This window comes from Streptomyces sp. NPDC041108 (assembly GCF_055592645.1).
The window spans coordinates 239943-259588 of record NZ_JBVIYK010000008.1 but is presented as its reverse complement, the minus strand read 5'-3'; the positions used below and the strand labels follow the sequence as shown (position 1 = coordinate 259588).

General features: G+C 72.7%; 15 protein-coding genes. 13 read left to right on the top strand and 2 right to left on the bottom strand.

Annotated elements, in window-relative coordinates:
- Positions 1-42 precede the first annotated feature (42 nt).
- Positions 43-627, top strand: coding sequence for a TetR/AcrR family transcriptional regulator (locus ACZ6BB_RS23905; protein WP_471617193.1), 585 nt, complete (start codon positions 43-45; stop codon positions 625-627).
- A gap of 314 nt (positions 628-941) precedes the next feature.
- Here the strand turns inward: ACZ6BB_RS23905 and ACZ6BB_RS23900 are convergent, their stop codons facing one another.
- Positions 942-2132, bottom strand: a complete 1191-nt coding sequence (locus ACZ6BB_RS23900) for a right-handed parallel beta-helix repeat-containing protein (RefSeq protein ID WP_471617192.1) — start codon at positions 2130-2132, stop codon at positions 942-944.
- Between the two features lie 318 nt (positions 2133-2450).
- Here ACZ6BB_RS23900 and ACZ6BB_RS23895 point away from each other — a divergent pair, with 318 nt between their 5' ends.
- Both ACZ6BB_RS23895 and ACZ6BB_RS23890 read left to right on the top strand, forming a co-directional pair.
- Positions 2451-3587, top strand: a complete 1137-nt coding sequence (locus tag ACZ6BB_RS23895; RefSeq protein WP_471617191.1) for a GDSL-type esterase/lipase family protein — start codon at positions 2451-2453, stop codon at positions 3585-3587.
- A gap of 165 nt (positions 3588-3752) precedes the next feature.
- The gene (locus tag ACZ6BB_RS23890) at positions 3753-5429 is read left to right on the top strand and encodes a cellulase family glycosylhydrolase (protein WP_471617190.1); all 1677 of its coding nucleotides are present in this window, start codon (positions 3753-3755) and stop codon (positions 5427-5429) included.
- Between the two features lie 30 nt (positions 5430-5459).
- Here ACZ6BB_RS23890 and ACZ6BB_RS23885 read toward each other — a convergent pair whose 3' ends face one another.
- Positions 5460-6944 (bottom strand): MFS transporter, encoded by a 1485-nt coding sequence (locus ACZ6BB_RS23885; protein ID WP_471617344.1) that lies wholly within the window; start codon positions 6942-6944, stop codon positions 5460-5462.
- A gap of 299 nt (positions 6945-7243) precedes the next feature.
- Here ACZ6BB_RS23885 and ACZ6BB_RS23880 point away from each other — a divergent pair, with 299 nt between their 5' ends.
- The 10 genes from ACZ6BB_RS23880 to ACZ6BB_RS23835 all read left to right on the top strand — a co-directional run bounded on the left by ACZ6BB_RS23880 (position 7244) and on the right by ACZ6BB_RS23835 (position 19587).
- Positions 7244-8704, top strand: coding sequence for a hypothetical protein (locus tag ACZ6BB_RS23880; protein ID WP_471617189.1), 1461 nt, complete (start codon positions 7244-7246; stop codon positions 8702-8704).
- 117 nt (positions 8705-8821) lie between these two features.
- Complete coding sequence (locus ACZ6BB_RS23875) at positions 8822-10084, top strand: AAA family ATPase (RefSeq protein ID WP_471617188.1); 1263 nt, start codon at positions 8822-8824, stop codon at positions 10082-10084.
- On the top strand, positions 10081-11415 hold the full coding sequence (locus ACZ6BB_RS23870) for a vWA domain-containing protein (protein ID WP_471617187.1): 1335 nt from the start codon (positions 10081-10083) through the stop codon (positions 11413-11415). The genes ACZ6BB_RS23875 and ACZ6BB_RS23870 overlap by 4 nt, the downstream gene beginning before the upstream one ends.
- 141 nt (positions 11416-11556) lie before the next feature.
- Complete coding sequence (locus ACZ6BB_RS23865) at positions 11557-12813, top strand: ATP-grasp domain-containing protein (RefSeq protein ID WP_471617186.1); 1257 nt, start codon at positions 11557-11559, stop codon at positions 12811-12813.
- The gene (locus ACZ6BB_RS23860; RefSeq protein WP_471617185.1) at positions 12810-13688 is read left to right on the top strand and encodes a Rossmann-like domain-containing protein; all 879 of its coding nucleotides are present in this window, start codon (positions 12810-12812) and stop codon (positions 13686-13688) included. The genes ACZ6BB_RS23865 and ACZ6BB_RS23860 overlap by 4 nt, the downstream gene beginning before the upstream one ends.
- A complete protein-coding gene (locus ACZ6BB_RS23855; RefSeq protein WP_471617184.1) occupies positions 13685-14776 on the top strand; it encodes a PLP-dependent cysteine synthase family protein in 1092 nt (363 codons plus the stop codon). Before ACZ6BB_RS23860 ends, ACZ6BB_RS23855 begins: the two co-directional genes overlap by 4 nt.
- Complete coding sequence (locus ACZ6BB_RS23850) at positions 14773-15936, top strand: mandelate racemase/muconate lactonizing enzyme family protein (protein ID WP_471617183.1); 1164 nt, start codon at positions 14773-14775, stop codon at positions 15934-15936. The genes ACZ6BB_RS23855 and ACZ6BB_RS23850 overlap by 4 nt, the downstream gene beginning before the upstream one ends.
- Positions 15920-17182, top strand: coding sequence for an MFS transporter (locus tag ACZ6BB_RS23845; RefSeq protein ID WP_471617182.1), 1263 nt, complete (start codon positions 15920-15922; stop codon positions 17180-17182). Before ACZ6BB_RS23850 ends, ACZ6BB_RS23845 begins: the two co-directional genes overlap by 17 nt.
- Positions 17179-17961: a class I SAM-dependent DNA methyltransferase gene (locus ACZ6BB_RS23840; protein ID WP_471617181.1), complete on the top strand. Its 783-nt coding sequence runs from the start codon at positions 17179-17181 to the stop codon at positions 17959-17961. The genes ACZ6BB_RS23845 and ACZ6BB_RS23840 overlap by 4 nt, the downstream gene beginning before the upstream one ends.
- Positions 17962-18003: 42 nt before the next feature.
- Positions 18004-19587: an ABC transporter substrate-binding protein gene (locus tag ACZ6BB_RS23835; RefSeq protein WP_471617180.1), complete on the top strand. Its 1584-nt coding sequence runs from the start codon at positions 18004-18006 to the stop codon at positions 19585-19587.
- The last annotated feature ends 59 nt before the right edge of the window (positions 19588-19646 follow it).

Below are 19646 nucleotides of genomic sequence, written 5' to 3'. Positions count from 1 at the left end.
TAACAAGCACGGGTTTCGGCCAGGGACCCGCGAGGAGGACCCGTGGAACGGAAGAAGGACGCCTCCCTGCGCTCGGACGCCCAACGCAACCGAGAGCGCATCCTGGCGGTCGCACTGACCGAACTGACGCGCTGCGCGGACGCACCGTTGAGCGGGATCGCCAGGAAGGCGTGCGTCGGGCAGGGCACGTTCTACCGCCATTTCCCCACCCGGGAGGACCTGGTCATGGAGGTCTACCGGCACGAGATGCGGCAGGTCGCCGACTCCGCTGTCGAACTGCTCGCCACGCGCGAGCCGGACCGGGCGCTGCGCGAGTGGATGGACCGCCTCGCCCGGTTCGCCATGACCAAGGCTGGTCTCGCGGACGCGATCCGCCAGGCCACCTGCCGCCCCGACGGCCCCGACCGGCCGGCGCACACCCCGGTGACCGAAGCCGCCGAACTCCTGCTCCGCGCGGGCGAGAAGGCCGGCACCCTCCAGCCCGGAGTCACCGCGGACGACTTCTTCCTCGCGATCGCCGGCCTCTGGCAACTGGCCGCCCAGCCCGACTGGCGACCCCGCGCCACCCGCCTCCTCGACCTCGTCATGGACGGGCTGCGCGCGGGGGCTGCGGGGGCGGAGGGGTAGGGGGCGGTCGGGTGGGCGGGGCGACGGACGGGGGTTGCGCCGGGCGGCCTCGGCCGGATCTGCGGGACTGCATTCCCGAGTGCGGGTGTTACGGCGCGGGCTTCCGCGAGCACCTCGAAGCCGTCCTTCACGCGCTGCCCAGGAGAAGCGCGCGTGAGTTGCGCGCCCCTGTGCGGGCCCTGGACGAGAAGATCCTGACAAGGGCCAAGGTCATACCGGCCGACAGCATGGACGAGCCCTGGTGGCGAGGTCGGTTCTAGGACCACGAACGGCGGAGGAATGCTCGTGGTGTCCCGCCGGGACACCACGCTCCCTCAGAACCGAGCCCCCGCATCCGCCCCGCTCGCAGGCCGAAGGAACACCGACGTCGGGATCGAGCCGTTCGCCGTCCTCGCCCCCGTGATCGAGGTCGCGTCCGTGCTCGCGAAGGTCCAGGTGCCGCCGAGGTTCCAGGAGTTGCCGCTGCCGCCCGAGTTCGAGCCCAGCGAGACGTTCGTACCGTTGGCCACCGAGAGGTTCTTCGTCAGCGTGCCGTCGGCGTCGGCGAAGTCGAAACCGGCGCCCTTGTTGCGCCAGGCCGTGCAGCGCTCGGCCACCAGCGCGCCGGGGTTGGCGTTGTCGATGAAACCGCCGGCCGAGTTGTCCCACGCCATGCTGCCGCGCACCACGTGCGCCGCGGGCCGGTCCTCGTCGCCGCCACCGAGCTTGTAGCCGTTGCCGTCACCGGTGTAGTCCGGCAGGTTCCAGCGGTTGTAGCCGTTCCCGTAGGCGACGCTCCCCTCGATCGTCACCGGCGAGAGGAACTCCCAGAAGTCCAGCCCGTCGTCGGCGTTGTTCCACAGCCGCGCCCCGCGAACGACGTTGCCCGTCCCGGAGCCCTCCTTGATCGCCAGACCGTCGGCGCTCTCGCCGTTCTTGCGCGGGTCCCGGTTGCCGTAACTGTCCAGGTCGATGATCTGGTTGGCGCCGGACGCGCCCTGGAGGTGCACCCCCGACTCGTAGTTGTTCCGTGTGACCAGCCGCTCGAAGACATTGCCGCTGGTGTCCACGCCGAAGATCCCGTACGGCCCGTTGACGATCTCCAGCCCGCTCAGCCGCCAGTACTCACCCTCGATGTGGATCGCGCCCCGCTGCGCCCGCGGAATGCTGGAGCCGACCGCGCCGGGGGTGTACGGCATTCCCTCGCCGTCGATGACGACACGCTCGCCGTTGTAGTTGCCGAGCCGGATGGGCTGACTCGCCGTACCGCTCTTCAGCAGCTGGATGTTCGCGGTCGGCGCGTAGGTCCCGCCCCGGATCAGGATCGAGTCGCCCGCCCGCGCGAGGTCGACGGCCCGCTGGATGGTCCGCAACGGGGCCGCCAGGGTGCCGGGGTTGCCGTCGTCGCCGTTGGTCGAGACATGGAGGGTGCCGGCGGCGTGCGCGGCGGGGGCGGACAGGGCGATGAGGCCGCCGGCGAGGACGCTCAACAGGCTTACGCACGCGGTGAATCGCTGTGGACGCATGGTTCGTCTCCCGGACACCGAGGGGGAAAGCGCTTTCCATGACGGAAGCTAGAGGTGCTGTCCCGAGCACGTCAATAACCATGCACGTGATTGCTGTTCTCGTTCATGAATCATCGCGGAGTGGGGAGCGAGGGACGGGCTGGGGCATGAGGGGGCAGGTGGGGACGTGGGGACGGAAGCTCGATCACGGTCCTGCGCGCACGGTCGCAGACACGCAACCCCGCGGAAGATGTGCACGCAGCCATCTTGACGTGTAAATGACAACGATGGCATGTTCACCTGGGAGCGCTCCCATCTCACTCAGGGAAGGGACCATCCATGCGCAACACCCACCACTCCCCCTTACCACCTCTGCCGCTTCTCGGCCTGGTGGCAGCCCTGTTCGTCTCCCTCGCACTGACACTCGCGGCGCCCGCGCCACCCGCTGCGGCGGCAGCGTCGGCGGACGCCGCCGCCACCGCGGCCCCCGTACGCGTCATGCCGCTCGGCGACTCGATCACCGGTTCGCCCGGCTGCTGGCGGGCGGTGCTGTGGAACGGCCTGCGGAACGCCGGGTACACGGACCTCGACTTCGTCGGCACGCTCCCCACCCAGGGGTGCGGGCAGGAGCACGACGGCGACAACGAGGGCCACGGCGGCGAACTCGTGACCAATGTCGCCGCCCAGAACCTGTTGCCCGCCCGACTGTCGGCGACCCGCCCCGACATCGTTGTCATGCACTTCGGTACGAACGACGTGTGGAGCAGCATCTCCCCGGACCGCATTCTCGCCGCGTACACCAAGCTGGTCGGCCAGATGCGCGCGTCCGACCCGCACATGCGGATTCTCGTGGCACAGCTCATCCCCATGAACCCCGGCAGTTGCACGGGTTGCGCGCAGCGTGTCGTGGACTTCAACGCACGGATCCCCGCCTGGGCCCGGGCGACGAGCACCGGCGACTCGCCGGTGACCGTGGTCGACCAGTGGACGGGGTTCAGCACGGCGACCGACACCTACGACGGGGTGCACCCGAACGCCGCCGGCGACGACAAGATCGCCGCCCGCTGGTATCCGGCACTGAGGGCGGTGCTGGACGCGGGGGTACCGGGTGATCCGGGAGGCCCGGGCGATCCGGGTGGCGGTCAGCCCACGTGCAGCGCGGTCTTCCGGGCCACCAACGTCTGGCAGGGCGGCTACCAGGGCGAGGTGACGGTGACGAACACGTCGTCGTCCGCCGTGGCGGGCTGGACCGTGACGGTCGTACCGGCCGGCGGGGCCCGTCTCACCCAGGTCTGGAACGGGACCTCGGCCACGGCGGCCGACGGCACGGTCACGGTCACCGACGCCTCGTGGAACGGCACGCTCGCACCGGGCGCGAGCGCCACGTTCGGGTTCGTCGCCGCGGCCCCGACGACGGCCGGGACGCCGTCGGCGACGGTCGGCTGCACGGCACGGACGTCGGCCGCCTCCTCGTAATCGACGGCTCATCACCGGGCCGTGGCATCGGCCCGGCCGACTCGTCGGCACCGGCCCTCAGCGGTCGGCACCGGTCGGCACCGGTCGGTGCGGGCCGGTCGACAAGAGCTCTCCCCTGCCCCATTGCCCCGCTCCCCTCTCCCTCTCCCCCTCGCTGGAGCCGCCATGAGAGCCCCCACGCACACGACAGCCCCCACCCGCGCACCTCGTACGACCCGTAGGCGCCGAGCGTCGCGAACCGCCACCCTCGCCGCCGCCCTCCTGGGCCTGCTGCTCCCCTTGTTCGCCTTCGGCACGCCGGCGCACGCGGCGCCGCCCGGTTTCCGGATCGAGAAGGGCCGGCTGCTGGAGCGCTCCGGCAACGACTTCGTGATGCGCGGGGTGAACCATGCCCACACCTGGTACGCGGACCGGATCGGCTCGCTCGCCCACATCAAGGCCAAGGGCGCCAACACCGTGCGCGTGGTCCTCTCCAGCGGTGACCGGTGGACCCGTAACGACACCGCCGACGTGGCGAACGTCGTGACGCAGTGCAAGCGGAACCGGCTCATCTGTGTCCTGGAGGTGCACGACACCACGGGGTACGGCGAGCAGAGCGGGGCGGTGACGCTCTCCCGGGCCGCCGACTACTGGATCGATGTGCAGAGCGCGCTGACGGGCCAGGAGGACCACGTCGTCGTCAACATCGGCAACGAGCCGTACGGAAACAACAACTACGCGGGCTGGACGGCCGACACCAAGGCGGCGATCCAGAAGCTGCGTGCCGCCGGATTCGACCACACGATCATGGTCGACGCCCCCAACTGGGGCCAGGACTGGGCGTTCACGATGCGCGACAACGCGGCCTCCGTCTTCTCCGCCGACCCGGACGCCAACACGATCTTCTCCATCCACATGTACGGCGTCTTCGACACGGCGGCGGAGGTGAACGACTACCTCAACCGGTTCGTGCAGGCCGAACTGCCCATCGTGATCGGCGAGTTCGGGCACGACCACTCGGACGGCAACCCCGACGAGGACGCCATCCTCGCCACCGCTCAGCGACTCGGCCTCGGTTACCTCGGCTGGTCCTGGAGCGGCAACGGCGGCGGCGTCGAGTACCTGGACATGGTCACCGGCTTCGACCCGAACCGGCTGACGAGCTGGGGGCAGCGCCTCTTCAACGGCGCGAACGGCATCGCCGCCACGTCCAAGGAGGCCGCGATCTACGCCCCCTCCGGCGGCGACACCACTCCCCCGACGGCCCCCGGCACCCCGACCGCCTCCGCGGTGACCTCCTCGTCCGCCACCCTGACCTGGGCCGCCGCCACCGACGCGACGGGCGTCACCGGCTACGACGTGGTCCGTCTCAGCGGCACCACCGAGACCGCCGCGACCACCACGACGGGCACCTCCGCGACGCTCACCGGGCTGACTCCCGCCACCTCGTACACCTTCGCGGTGTACGCGCGGGACGCGGCCGGCAACCGCTCGGCACGCTCGGGAACGGTGAACGTCACGACCGCCTCCGGCGGCTCCACGGCGGCCTGCGCCGTCGCTTACCGGGTGACGGGCGAGTGGTCCGGCGGGTTCCAGGGCGAGATCGTCATCCGCAACACCGGCACCTCGGCCGTCGACGGCTGGACCCTGCGCTGGACGTTCCCCGGCAGCCAGCGCGTCTCCAGCCTCTGGGGCGGTACGGCGGCCCAGTCCGGCGCGGCCGTCACCGTCACCGCCGCCTCGTACACCGCGAAGATCCCGGCCGCGGGTTCGGTCACCCTCGGGTTCACGGCGAGCCGTGGCACCACCAACCCGGCGCCGACCGCGTTCACCCTCGACGGGGCCTCCTGCACGACGACGTGACCCTCTGTGCCCCGCCTGGCTCTCGGCAGCTCAGCCCGGGCCCGGCCCGACCCCGCCGCCCTTCAGCCGCTCCAGGTCGGAGGGCCGCACCTGGATGGCCAGGACGGCGATCAGGGCGGCGACGACGGTGAAGATCGCGGCCATGACGAAGGCGGCCGAGACGCCTGCGGTGAGCACCTCGTCGGACCAGGGCGGCGGGAGCTGCCCGGTCTGTTCGAACCGCAGGCGCTCGGCCGGCGTCGCCTGGGAGAGGAAGTCCGGGACCTGCTCGGCCGCCTCGTCGGTGCTGGCCGTGCCGTACATCGTGACGAGGATGGAGAGGCCGAGCGAACCGCCGACCTGCTGGGTGGCGTTGAGGAGCCCGGAGGCGGCGCCGGTCTCCGGGGTCGGGACGTCGGAGAGGGCCATCAGGGTCAGCGAGACGAACTCCATCCCCATGCCGAGGCTGAAGACGAGCATCGGGCCGAGGACACTGCCGGCGTAGGTGGAGTGGACGTCGGTCAGGGTCAGCCAGCCCAGGCCGGCGGCCGCGAGGATCGCGCCGCCCACCATGAACGGTTTGGGCCCGTACACGGGCAGGAACCGCGAGGCCAGCCCGGCACCGACCGCGATGACGGCGCTGACCGGCAGGAACGCCAGCCCGGTGGCCAGCGGGCTGAAGTCCAGCACGTTCTGGGTGAACAGCGTCAGGAAGAAGAACATGCCGAAGATCGCGGCCGCCAGGCACAGCATGATGCCGTAGGTCCCGGCGCGGTTGCGGTCGGCGAACATGTGAAGGGGAGTGATCGGCTGGCGGGAGCGCTTCTCCACCAGCACGAACGCCACCAGCAGCACGACGGCCCCGGCGAACGAGGCCAGCGTGAGCGCGTCCCGCCAGCCCTCCTGCGCGGCCCTGATGAAGCCGTACACCAGGAAGACCATGCCCAGGGTGGAGGTCAGGGCGCCGGTGACGTCGAAGTGCCCGGGTGTGCGCGCGGACTCCCTGATCCAGCGCGGTGTCGCCAGCACGATCAGCAGTCCGATCGGCACGTTGACGAACAGCACCCACCGCCAGTTCAGCCACTCCACGAGGACGCCGCCGGCGAGCAGCCCGATCGCGCCGCCGCCCGCCGAGACCGCCGCGAAGACACCGAACGCCCGGTTGCGTTCGGGTCCTTCACGGAACGTCGTACTGATCAGGGCGAGGGAGGTCGGCGAGGCGATGGCTCCGCCGACGCCCTGGAGGGCGCGGGCGGCGAGGAGTTGGGGCTCGTTCTGGGCGAGGCCGCCGAGGAGCGAGGCCAGGACGAACAGCAGCACACCGAAGACGAAGACGCGCCGCCGGCCGAGGATGTCCCCGGCCCGGCCGCCCAGCAGCAACAGCCCGCCGAAGGTCAACGTGTAGGCGTTGACCACCCAGGCGAGGCTCGTGGTGGAGAAGTCCAGTGAACGCTGGATGTCCGGCAGGGCGATGTTCACGATGGTGATGTCCAGCACCACCATCAGCTGGCACGAGGCGATGACGAACAGCGCCATCCCGTTGCCACCACCGCCCGTTTCCCGGGTGGTGGTGAGTTCTGGGGAGGCCGGCCGAGGATCGCTCATGGCATGTCGCAAGCTCCGGGTCCGGCGAACGGTTCCGTCCGCCGCCGCGTTCCACTGTTCGACGGTACGCCGGTGACCTGGGCGTCACCACTCGGGCTCGATCGGCATGCGTCGCACGCACCGGATCGGAAATACAGGTGCGGGATCGCGGGGGGTGGCGCTACGGTCGCCGCGATGACTACTCACTCCCTCGGCAGAATGGGGGTCCCGTCCGAGCAAGGTGAGCGCTGATGCTCACTGACGCCGCGAACGGGGATCCCCGCCTTTCCTTCTGGTTGCGCGTGCGCGAGTTCGCCGTGCCACCCTCCATGGTCGAGACCGCGACCGCCCGCCGCTCCGTCGGCGACTGGGCCGGTGCGTGCGCCGCCGCAGGCGTCGACATCGACCTCGACATGCGTTCCGTGGCACACGGGTACGGCCGGGAACTCCAGGCCCGGATCCGGGCCGATCTCCGCCATCTGGCTCCGGACCTGTTGCGCTGGCACATGCCGAGGATCGCCCCCGACGGACTGCTGCGGCCCGGCCTGACCCTCACGCTGGCCCGGTACCGAACGGACGGGCGCGACGGCCCGGGTGCCGTGCACCTCGTGGTCCGGACTCCGCCGGCCTGGGCGGACGCCGGGCAACGGATCAGCCTCGCCCTGTGGGACGGCTCCCGCTCCGGCCCCGGTGCACACGCTCATCCGCACCCGCGCCCCAGCCGTCGGTACCGACTCGATCTGCACCGCCACCTGTGGGACGCGCGCAGGGCGGGCGAGCTGCGCGGCCGTTGCGGAGCGGACCTGCCGCCGGGGCCGCGTCCGCCCGGGCCGGACGTGTGGGGGACGCCGGCCGCGGAACTCGGCTGTGCCGTCGAGCGGTGGGCGGACGAGGCGGCGATCGTGCTCCGCGCCGAGGGGCGGTCCACGGGGACCGTGCTCGTACGATGCGGCGTCCGACGCCGTCTGCTCCTGGACCTGGGCGCGGGCCGGGAACCGGCGGCGGGCCAGGGCCGGGGTGCGGACACTCACCGAGGTCACTGCGGCGACGGCGGTGGATCACCCACGCTGCGGATCACGAACGCACCCGGCGACGACGGGGCTTTCACCTCCCTGCCGGTCCTCCCCGACGCGGCGACCTGGGCGCAGCCCGATCTGGAGCTGATCCGTGCCGGTGCGCTCGACGCCGAGCGGCTGCATCCGCTGGTCGCGTCGGCGCTCGTACCGGATCACGAACGGTCCGGGTCCGGGCCCCACGATGCCCCGGACCGCGCGGGCCGGCCGCGCATCGTGGAGTGCCGGGGGGAGCGGCACCGGATCGGCATGGTCGACGGGACTCTGACGGCCCTCGACCATGACCCGGCCGAGCTGCGGCGCGAGGAGCTGCTGGTCCACCTGACCGGTACTCCCCTCCCCTGCCTACGGGCCATCGACGAGGCGCACCGCCGTCCGGACTGCCTGTCCGGTGTGCGCGAACGCCTGGACCACGGGGACGTCGCCGGTGCGCTGGCCGTCGTCGAGGGGCTCCTCGGGCCCGAGGCGGTGCTGCGCGACGGCCCTCTGCGGGACGAACTGGAGTCGGCCGCGCGCCGGCGGATCGTCTACGGCCTGTACCGCGCCGGTATCGCCGAACCGCTCCCCGGACGGGTCCGCTCCGACGTCGGCCGCCGCCCTCCGCGCCACCGCCGCCCCCGCGACGCGACCTTCTTCTGACGGAGGCCGGGGCCGGGGACTCCAGCCTCTGGCTCCTGGCTCCTGGCTCCTGGCCACATCTGCACCTACATCTACACCCACCAGGTCTTGACCCCCTACACCCAAAGGTGACCCCAGATGCCCACATGCACCCCGTTCGCCCTGCCCACCGCGCACTCCGAGCCCGGACTCGTCTCCCAACTCGACGTAGCTGCCGACCTGTTGAACCTGTTGCGCACGACGACCACCGAACTCCGTCCCGACGCCCAGCTGGAGGCGCTGACGCTTGCCGTCGCCGCCGACCTGCCCGTGCTGCTCTGGGGTGAGCCCGGGATCGGCAAGACCGCGGCGCTGACACAGCTCGCGGCCGCCCTGGACCTTCCGCTGACGACCGTGATCGCCAGCGTGCACGAGCCGTCCGACTTCTCGGGGCTGCCGATCGTGGGAGACGACCCGGCCGAGCAGGGAGTGCCGATGGCCCCGCCGGACTGGGCGGTGCGGCTGGTGCGCGCGGGCCGGGGGCTGCTGTTCCTGGACGAGCTGTCGACGGCGCCGCCCGCGGTTCAGGCCGCGTTGCTGCGCCTGGTGCTGGAGCGGAGGATCGGCGCTCTGCGACTGCCGCCCGGCGTGCGGATCGTGGCCGCCGCCAATCCCCGTTCCTCGGCGGCGGACGGCTGGGAGCTGAGCCCACCGCTGGCCAACCGGTTCGTGCATCTGCAGTGGACGCACGACCACGAGGTCGTCGTACGGGGTCTCGGCGGGACCTGGCCGCGGGCCACCCTGCCGCGGCTCGCGCCGGAGCGGTTGCCGGAGGCGGTGGACTTCGCCCGGCGCGCGGTGTGCGCGCTGCTGGCAGCGCGGCCCAAGCTCGTGCATCAGCTGCCGAACAGCGAGAGCCGCCGGGGCGGGCCGTGGCCGTCCCCCAGGAGCTGGGAGATGACGCTGCATCTGATCGCCTTCGCGACCGCCGCCGACGTCTCGCGCGATGTGCTCTCCCAGTTGGTACGAGGCACCGTGGGCGACGGTCCGGGGCTGGAGCTGCTGGCCTCCCTGGACCGGCTCGACCTGCCGGATCCCGAGACGCTGCTCGCCGACCCGGCGGGGGCGGACCTGCCCCGGCGGGGGGATCTGCGGCAGGCGGTGCTCGACGGTGTGGTGGCGGCGGTCCGGGCACGGCCGGAGAAGGACCGCTGGGACGCGGCGTGGGCGCTGCTGGTGCGTGCGCTGGAGACGGGGGCCCCGGATCTGGTGGTCGTCCCCGCGACCACGCTCGCGTCACTGCGCCGCGACGACTGGGACGTACCGGCCGCGATCGAGAGCCTCGCCGGAGTGGTGACCCTGTCCCGGCGCGCGGACGAGGCGGCGTCCCGCGCCGAGCGGGCGACGAGGACCCGCCGATGAGAGGCGGATCGAGCGACCGGGAGGCCGCGGCGACGGGTGCGACGGCCACCGGGACGGGTGCGCGCGGCGCCGACACGCGCGCGGGGGCGAGCCTCGACAACGACGCGCGCGGGCTCGACTTCGACAAGCTGTACACCGCCCGGCTGCAGGCGGCGCGGGCCCGCCCCTATCTGGCGACGGCGCTGTTCGCGCTGCACGTCGTCGAGTCCCGGCGGGTGCCCACCATGGGTGTCGACCGGTACTGGCGGTGTTACGTCTCCCCGGACTTCGTGCACCGCACGCCGGTGGAGGAGCTGGCAGGGGTGTGGGTGCACGAGGTGTCGCATCTCCTGCGCGACCATCACGGGCGCAGTGACCGGGTCGCCAGGGAGCGCGGTCTGACCGGGCCCGGGGAGCGGCTGCGGATGAACATCGCCGCCGACTGCGAGATCAACGACGACGCCTTCGGCGACGGCCTGGTCAAGCCGGAGGGCGTCGTCGATCCGGCGTTCCTGCGGCTGCCCGAGGGACAGCTGATGGAGGACTATCTGCGCCAGTTCCAACTGGGGGCGCAGACCGGCGAGTTCGCGTGGCTGGACTGTGGCAGCGGCGCCGACGGTCTGGAACGGGAGTGGGAGCTGGGGGCGGACGGGGCGCACGCCCTGAGCGAGCAGGAACGGGACGCGGTCCGGTTCCGGGTGGCGCAGGGCATCACCGGCCGTCCGGGGTCGGCGTCCGCGGGCTGGAAGCGCTGGGCGGAGGAGGCGTTCCATCCGCCCCAGGCGTGGCGCGAGCTGCTGGGCGCGGCGGTCCGGTCGGCGGCGTCCGCGCCCGGCGCGGGCGAGGACTACAGTTACGGTCGGCCGTCGCGGCGTTCGGCCGGTGTGCCGGGAACCGTGTTGCCGAGTCTGCGGCGCCGGCCGCCCCACGTCTCGGTGATCATCGACACCTCCGGGTCGGTGAGTGACGCGGAACTGGGCAGTGCGCTCCTGGAGGTCGCGGCGATCTCCCGTGCCGTGGGCGGCCGACGGGACCTCGTCACCGTCGTCCCCTGCGACGCGGCGGCCCGGATCGCCCACCCGCTGTGCAAGGCCGAGGGCATCCCCCTGGTGGGCGGCGGCGGGACGAACCTGCGCGCCGGCTTCACCCGGGCGCTGCGCGGCCACCCCAGGCCCGACGTGATCGTGGCCCTCACCGACGGACAGACCCCCTGGCCCGCCTCCCGGCCGCCGTGCCGGACCGTGGTCGGCCTGTTCCCCCGGCACTCCCGACGCAACACGTGGAGCGAGGACGACCCCGACCACGTACCCCACTCACCCCCGGACTGGGCCCGCGTGGTCCAGATCGGATGAGCCCCGTCGATCTCCCGGAACCCACACATGACAATGAAAACGATTATCGATAAGGTGAGCATGTCAAGCCGGGCGCCCCCTCCGCAGGGGGCGTCGTCGGGCTGCCCCTACGCCGATACGCACCGCACGAAAAGGGGAGCTGTGGCTCATCTGTTGGTGGTCGAGAGCTGGGTCGGATCGATGAGCAGACTGCTGCCACGAGCCGTCCTGGAAGGCGGGCACGAGTTCACGTTCCTCACCCGCGACCTGCACCACTACCTGCGCTCCGCCCCCGAGGGCGCGGCCCATCCGCTCCTCGGCGCGCGGAACGTGGTCACGGCCGACACCAACGACCTCGACACGCTCCTGCCGGAGGCGGAGCGCCTGCACGGAGTGTTCGGCTTCGACGGGGTGATCTCCTCCTGCGACTACTACCTGCCGGCGGTCGCCCGCATCGCCGGCCGCCTCGGCCTCCCGGGGCCGGGTCCGCAGGCCGTCGAGGACGCCTGCCGCAAGGACGCCACCCGTCGCGTCCTCGCCGACGCCGACGTGCCCGGCCCCCGTTTCGCCCTGCACGAGGAGTGGGCCGATCTCGCCCGCGCGGCGCGCGGGATCGGCTACCCGCTGGTCGTGAAGCCGGTCGACCTGTGCGCGGGCATGCTCGTACGGCGCGTGGACAACGAGACCGAACTTGCCGCCGCCGTGCGGTCGTTGGCCGACTTCCCGCTGAACGCGCGCGGGCAGCGACGGGTGCCGGCCGTGCTGCTCGAAGAGCTGCTGACCGGTCCCGAGGTGAGCGTCGAGACCGTGTCGCACGCGGGGGCCGTGCACGTCGTGGGCGTGACCGACAAGAGCGTCGGCGGGGCGCCCGCGTTCATCGAGACCGGGCACATGTTCCCCGCCGCCCTGACCGGCGCCGACACCGAGGCCGCCGAACAGACCGCGCTGAGCGCGCTCAAGGCACTGGGACTGACCGACGGCCTCGTGGCCCACACCGAGATCAAGCTGACCCCGGCCGGTCCGCGTGTGGTCGAGGTCAACCCCCGGCCCGCCGGGAACCGCATCACCGAGCTGATCCGTCATGTCACCGGCATCGACCTCGCCGCGGCCGCCGTGGAGGTCGCCCTCGGCCGTGAGCCCGATCTGCGCCGCCGGGAGACCGGGCTGCGCAGCGCCGCCGTCGGCTTCCTCGTGCCGGAGACGTCGGGCACGCTGGAGGCGCTGGACGGCGGCCGGCTCACCGACGCCGCCGGAGTGCTGGAGGTGCAGCTCGCCGAGCCGGGCCGTCAGGTCAGGTCGGCCGGCAGCAACAACGAGTACCTCGGTCATGTCATGGTGGGCGACCCGGCCGGGCCGGGCGCGCGCGAACAGGTCGAGGCACTGCTGTCCGGGCTGCGCGCCGGGCTGGTGATCCGGTGACCGCCGTGGCGCGGGCGGACGGTGCCGCCACCACGTACGAGAACCTGCTGGAGCGTGCTCTGGAGGGCGAACTCGGCCCGGATCCACGGACGTTGCGCATCGCGGTGGCATTCGTGACGCGGCAGGCGGTGCGGCACGACGGACGGGGCACCGGCTATCGCAACGAGGTGCTCAGTCTGCGCCTCGCCGGTGCCGTGGGGTCCTGTGCGGTCGAACCCGGCGCCCTGCCGGACTCGGCGGTCGACGACTGCGCCGGCGCCGACGTCGCCCGGCTCCTCGCGCATCCGCTCCTCCCCGTGCGGGTGGCCACGCTCGACGCCTATCTGATGCACGCCGGCCCGCACACGCCGGAACACGGGGCACACCCCTTCCCGCTGCCGGCCGGTACCTCGCTGGAGAAGTCACGGGCGCGGGCGCAGGCCGTCGTCGAACTGCTCGATCTGCCGCAGGGCGCCACCGTGCTCGTGGTGGGGGTCGTCAACTCCCTTCTGGAAGCGCTGCGTTCGCGTGGACTCCGCTATGTGCCGTGCGATCTCAAGGGAGGCGTCACGGAGTGGGGGGAGCCGGTCGTCACCGACGCGCTCGGGGCCGCGGAGTCGTGTGACGCGCTGCTGGTCTCCGGGATGACCCTGGGCAACGGCAGCTTCGAGCCGCTGCGGCGGCACGCGGTGGCGCGGGTCAAGCAGTTGGTGATGTTCGCACAGACCGGCAGTGCGGTGCTGCCCCGGTTCCTCGGTCATGGGGTGAGCGCGGTGTGCGCGGAGCCGTACCCCTTCTTCTGGCTGGACGCGGGACCGGGCACCCTGCACCGCTACCGCTCGGACGGAACGGCCCCCGGCCGTGGTGCCTGTCCGCAGGCGGGAGAGCACCGGTGACGTCGACGACCGTCTCGCGCACCGTCGTCGCGCGCCCGGAGTTGCTGTCCCTGGTGGGGCGGACACCACTGGCGCGCATCACCGCCGACCTGCCCGGCCCGCAGCCCGGGTTCTGGGCCAAGCTGGAAGGGCTCGCGGCCGGCGGTATGAAGGCGCGGGCCGCCGTGTCCATGCTGCTGGGCGCCCGGGAGCGGGGTGAACTGCGGCCCGGCGCGCCCGTGGTGGAATCGACCTCCGGCACGCTGGGCATCGGGCTGGCCTTCGCCGGACAGGCGCTCGGCCATCCGGTCGTCCTGGTCGGCGACAACGAACTGGAGCCGTCCATGCGGCAGTTGCTGCGCTCCCACGGCGTCCGGCTGGAGCTGGTGGACCGCCCGGCGGCCCTCGGCGGCTGGCAGGCGGCCCGCCTCGCGCGACTGCGGGAACTGCTCGCCGTGCTGCCCGGGGCGTACTGGCCCGACCAGTACAACAACCCCGACAACACCGCCGGCTACGCCTCGCTCGCCGCCGAACTCGCCGTGCAGCTCGACCACATGGACGTCCTGGTGTGCAGCGTCGGCACCGGCGGGCACAGCGCGGGGATCATCGGCCCGCTGCGGCGGCACTGGCCCGCGCTGCGCCTCGTCGGCGTCGACTCCACCGGCTCGACGATCTTCGGCCAGCCGGCCCGGCCGAGGCTGATGCGCGGCCTGGGCAGCAGCATCCACCCGCGCAACGTCGCCTACGACGCCTTCGACGAGGTGCACTGGGTCGGCCCGGCCGAGGCCGTCGACAGCTGCCGTCGCCTCGCGCGGGGCAGCTTCGTCAGCGGCGGCTGGAGCACCGGCGCGGTCGCGCTCGTCGCCGCCTGGGCGGCCCGCGTCCACCCCGGTGCCGTCGTCGCCACCGTCTTCCCGGACGGCCCGCACCGCTACCTCGGCAGCGTCTACGACGACGACTTCGCCGCCGCCCACGGCATCGACCCGGCCTCCGCCGCCGTCCGCCCGGTCGAGATCCCCCATCCCGGCGCGACCGAGGCCGTCGGCTGGGTCCGGTGCGGCAGGGTCCGCGACCCGCTCCAGGTCCCCCGTCCGGAAGAGAGACTGTGAAGGTCACCCGGCGCACCGTACGCCTCGCCCTCGCCGAGCCGTTGCGCATCTCCCGCTCCACCATGTCCGCGCGTGACGCGGTCTGGCTGACCGTCGAGGACGCCGACGGGCGGCACGGCCACGGTGAGGCCGTCACCAGCGTGTACTACGGCCTCGACGCCGGCACCCTGGACCGGCTGTTCGCGGACGTGGCCGTGGACCTCGGCCGCTTCCGCGATCCGGAGAGCGCCCTGGAGGCCCTGTGCGGTGGCGAGTGGGCAGGCGCCCCGCAGACCCCACCGGCCGTGACCGCCGCCGTCGGCGCCGCGCTCCTCGATCTGGTGGGCAAGCGGTCGGACAGCCCCGTCCACCGTCTGCTGGGCGCCCCGTCCGCTCCGGTGGCCGCGACCGCCCGGACCATCGGCATCACCTCACCGGCCCGCGCCGCGGCCGAGGCGCGCCGCCTGGCCGCGCGTGGCTTCGGCGTCGTCAAGGTGAAGGCCGGGGCCCCGGACCCGGAGGAGGACGTCGAGCGCGTACGGGCCGTCCGTGCCGCCGCGCCCCGCGCCCGGCTGCTCCTGGACCCCAACGGCGCCTGGACGACGGCCCGGGCCGAGGCCCTGCTGCCGCGCTTCGCGGAACTCGGGGTGGAGGCCGTCGAACAGCCCCTCGGCCCCGGTGACCCGGAGGCGCTGGCGGCTCTCGCGGAGCGTTCGCCGCTGCCCGTCATCGCCGACGAGGACGCGGTGGGGCTGGAGGACGTACGGCGGCTGGCGGGACGGGTGCACGGTGTCAACGTGAAGCTCGCCAAGTGCGGCGGCGTCCACGCGGCCCTGCGGATCGCCGAGTCGATCGAGGGCAGCGGCACCGAGCTGATGCTCGGCTGCCTCACCGCCAGCAGCCTCGGTCTCGCCCCCGCCGTCCATCTCGTCGACCGGGCCCGCTGGGTCGACCTCGACGGGCATCTCCTGCTCGCCGCCGACCCATGGACCGGAATCGGCGGCACCGACGGATACGTACGGACAACCGGGCGCCCCGGGCTGGGAGTTCGGCGCCGCCCGACCGGCGGGCACGACGAGGACGAAGCCCGCACCGACGGGAGCCGGCCGCTCGACACCGCAGCCGCGGCGAACGGACCGCTCGGCGCAACGGAGGAGACACGCCGTGCAGACATGGCATGAGATACGCACCTTCCCGTTCGCCGTCCGCCTCCTCCTGGTCAACCAACTCGGCGTCAACATCGGCTTCTATCTGCTGATCCCCTACCTCGCCACCCACCTCACCGAGAACCTGGGCATGTCGGCGGCCGTCGTCGGCGTCGTCCTGGGCGTCCGGAACCTGAGCCAGCAGGGCCTGTTCATCATCGGCGGCTCCGCCTCGGACCGGCTCGGCGCGCGGGGCGTGATCATCGCCGGCTGTGCGCTGCGGACCGTCGGGTTCGCGCTGTTCGCGCTCGGCGACGGGCTGCCGGTGCTGCTCGCCGCGTCGGTGCTCAGCGGGCTCGCCGGGGCGCTGTTCAACCCGGCGGTGCGGGCGTACCTGTCGCAGGAGTCCGGGGAGCGCAAGGCGGAGGCGTTCGCGCTGTTCAACGTCTTCGCGACGACGGGGGCGCTGATCGGACCGCTGCTGGGCAGCGCGCTGCTGCTCGTGGACTTCCGTACGTCGGCTTTGACCGCCGCCGGGATCTTCGCGGTCCTCACCGTGGCGCAGGCCCTGGTCCTGCCCGCGCGGAAGGTCGAGCCGAGCGGCGGCGGTGTCCTCGGGGACTGGCGGGAGGTGCTCGGCAACCGTGCCTTCCTGGCGTTCGCGCTGGCCATGGTCGGCATGTTCACCCTGGAGAACCAGCTGTACCTGCTGCTGCCCACGGGGGCCAGGGAGGCCACCGGCTGGGACGGCGCGGCCGGCCTCGTCCTCCTCGTCGGCACGCTCGCCAACCTCGCGCTGCAGCTGCGCATCACCCGATCGCTCGCGTCACGCGGGGACAGGCCCCGCTGGATCGGTGTGGGGCTCGCCGTGACGGGCCTGGCCTTCCTGCCACCGGCCGTGGCGGCGGGTCTCGGGGTCCCGGGACGGCTCGCCGTCGTGCCCGTCCTGCTCGGGGCGCTGCTCCTCCACCTCGGCCTCATGATCGCCTCGCCGTTCGTGATGGAGCTGATCCCCCGTTTCGGGCGCGAGGAGCTGACCGGCACGTACTTCGGCATCTTCTACGTCGTCTCGGGCGTCGCGGCGGCCGTGGGCAACACCGTCGTCGGGTGGGCCATGGACGCCGGAGGGCGGGGCGGCCACCCCTGGCTGCCCTGGGTGTGCTGCGCCGTGTTCGGGCTTCTCTCGGCGGCCGGCGTCCGATGGCTGCACCGGCTGGGGGCGCTACCCACGCGCCCTGCCACGGCCGCCCCCACCCCGGCCGGTGAGCGGAGCAGCGCATGACCGGCGCCAACCTCCTCACCGACAACCCCGCGCTGTACGAGGCCCGCTTCCCCGATCCCGGGCGGCTGGCCGGGCGTTGGGCCGAGGACTGCCTGCGGCGTCACGGGACCGGCCCCCGCGTCCTGGACATGGGCTGCGGCACCGGGCGCGACGCCGCCCATCTGCACCGCGCCGGCCGTACGGTGACCGGCGCCGACGTCTCCGAGGCGATGCTGGCCCACGCCCGCGCCCGGCACCCGGGACCGGAGTACGTACGGGCCGATCTGCACGGCTTCGACCTGGGCCGGGCCGCCTTCGACGCGGTGGTCTGCCTGGACAGCTCGCTGCTGTACTGCCACACCGCCGCCCAGCTCGACGGCTTCCTCTCCTCCTGCCGCCGGGCGCTCACCGTCGGCGGGCTGCTGGTCGCGGAGATGCGCAACGGGGCCTACTTCCTGGGCCGCACCGACCTGCTCGACACCCCGGCCGTGCACGCCTTCACCTGGCAGGGCACCGCCTACCGGTCCACCACCACCCTCACCGTGGACCGCACCGCCCAACTGCTGCGCCGGGTCCGCGTCTGGACCTCGGACGACGGCACACCGCAGGCCGAACAGCGGTCCGCCTGGCGGCTGTTGTTCCCGCAGGAGCTGCGCCACGTCCTGTCCGCGCACGGCTTCGAGGTGCTCGAACTGCACGACGGGCCCGGCCCGCGCACCGAACCGCCCTGGCAGGAAGGCCGGTTGCCCGGCAACACGGCCGAAGCGGACCGTCTGCACGTCGTCGCCCGCCTCGCCTGACGCTCAACTCGCTTCTCGTCTCCTCACACCCAAGGAACCCTCATGCACGACGAACGTCTCCCCGGTCTGCGCCGACGCGGCTTCCTCGCCGCCACCGGTGCCGTCGCACTCGGCTCGCTCGCCCTGACGGGATGCGGCGACGACGGCGGCACGGACGCCGAGGCGGGCGGCGGTGAGGGCGGACCGAAGCGCGGCGGACGGCTGCGCGCCGCGTTCGCGGGCGGCGGCGCCAGTGAGACCCTCGACCCGCATCTGGCCAGTCTCTTCGCCGATGTCGCCAGGGCCAAGGCCCTGTTCGACAAGCTCGCCGACTACGGCGCCGACCTGTCGGCTCAGCCGCGTCTCGCGGTGAAGTGGGAGTCCAACAAGGCCCTGGACCGCTGGCAGGTCACCCTGCGCGAGGCCACCTTCCACGACGGCAGCCCGGTCACCGCGAAGGACGTGCTGTACAGCTACCGCCGTATCGCCGACCCGAAGAAGGCGTTCCGCGCGAAGGCGTCCCTGGAGCCCATCGACCTCGACGCCAGCCGGGCCACCGGGGAGCGGGCCGTCGAGTTCGTCCTCAAGCGGCCCACCGCCGAGTTCCCCAACGTGCTGGCCGCGTTCGGCGCCTACATCGTCCCCGAGGACACCGCCGACAACGACTTCGACAGGAAGCCGATCGGCTCCGGCCCGTTCCGCTTCGTGTCCTTCGCCCCGGGCCGCTCGGCCGTCTTCCGCCGCTACGACGCCTACTGGGACGGCGCCCCGCACCTGGACGAGGTCGAATTCGTCGTCGCCAACGAGGAGTCGGCCCGGGTGAACGCGCTCCTCGGCGGCCAGGTCGAGTACGCCCACGAACTGAACCCCGCCACCGCCCGCGCCCACGAGGGCAAGGGACAGATCGAGATCGTCCGGCTGCGCAACAGCGCCATGCAGGCGTTCTGCATGAAGACCGACCGGCCGCCCTTCGACGACAAGCGGGTGCGGGAGGCGTTCTTCCTGATCGCCGACCGTCAGGAACTCGTCGACGGGGCCCTGTCGGGGGCGGGCGTCGTCGGCAACGACCTGTTCGGCAAGGGCTACGAGTACTACGCCGCCGGCCTCCCGCAGCGCGAACAGGACCTCGACCGGGCCCGAGCCCTGCTGAAGCGGGCCGGCGCCGAGAAGCTGAAGGTCACCCTGGACACCTCGGCCGTGGCCGCCGGATTCACCGAGGCGGCCGGCATCTTCCGCGACCAGGCAGCGAAGGCGGGCGTCACCGTCGACGTCAGGATGGGCAGCAAGGACTCCTACTGGAGCGACATCCTCGACTCCGGGACCCTCTCCTGCTACCGCTCCGGCGCCATGCCCATCGAGGCGCACTTCTCGCAGCGGCTGCTCACCGACTCCACCACCAACGCCACCCACTGGCGCCACAGGGACTTCGACGCGCTGTACCGGCAGGCGCAGTCCACCCGGGACAAGGCGGAGCGCGGGGCGGTCTACGAGCGGATGCAGCGTCGGCTGTACGCCGAGGGTGGCTTCCTGATCTGGGGATTCGCCGACTGGATCATCGGAACGGGCCAGAGGGTGAAGGGAGTCCGGACCGAGGCGCCCGCCAACACCCTCGACTGGGCACGCTTCGACAGGGTGTGGCTGGCGTGACGACGAGCGCCCCGAAGGGGCGCGGGGAACTGCGCGACCAGCCACGACGGCGCAGCCCT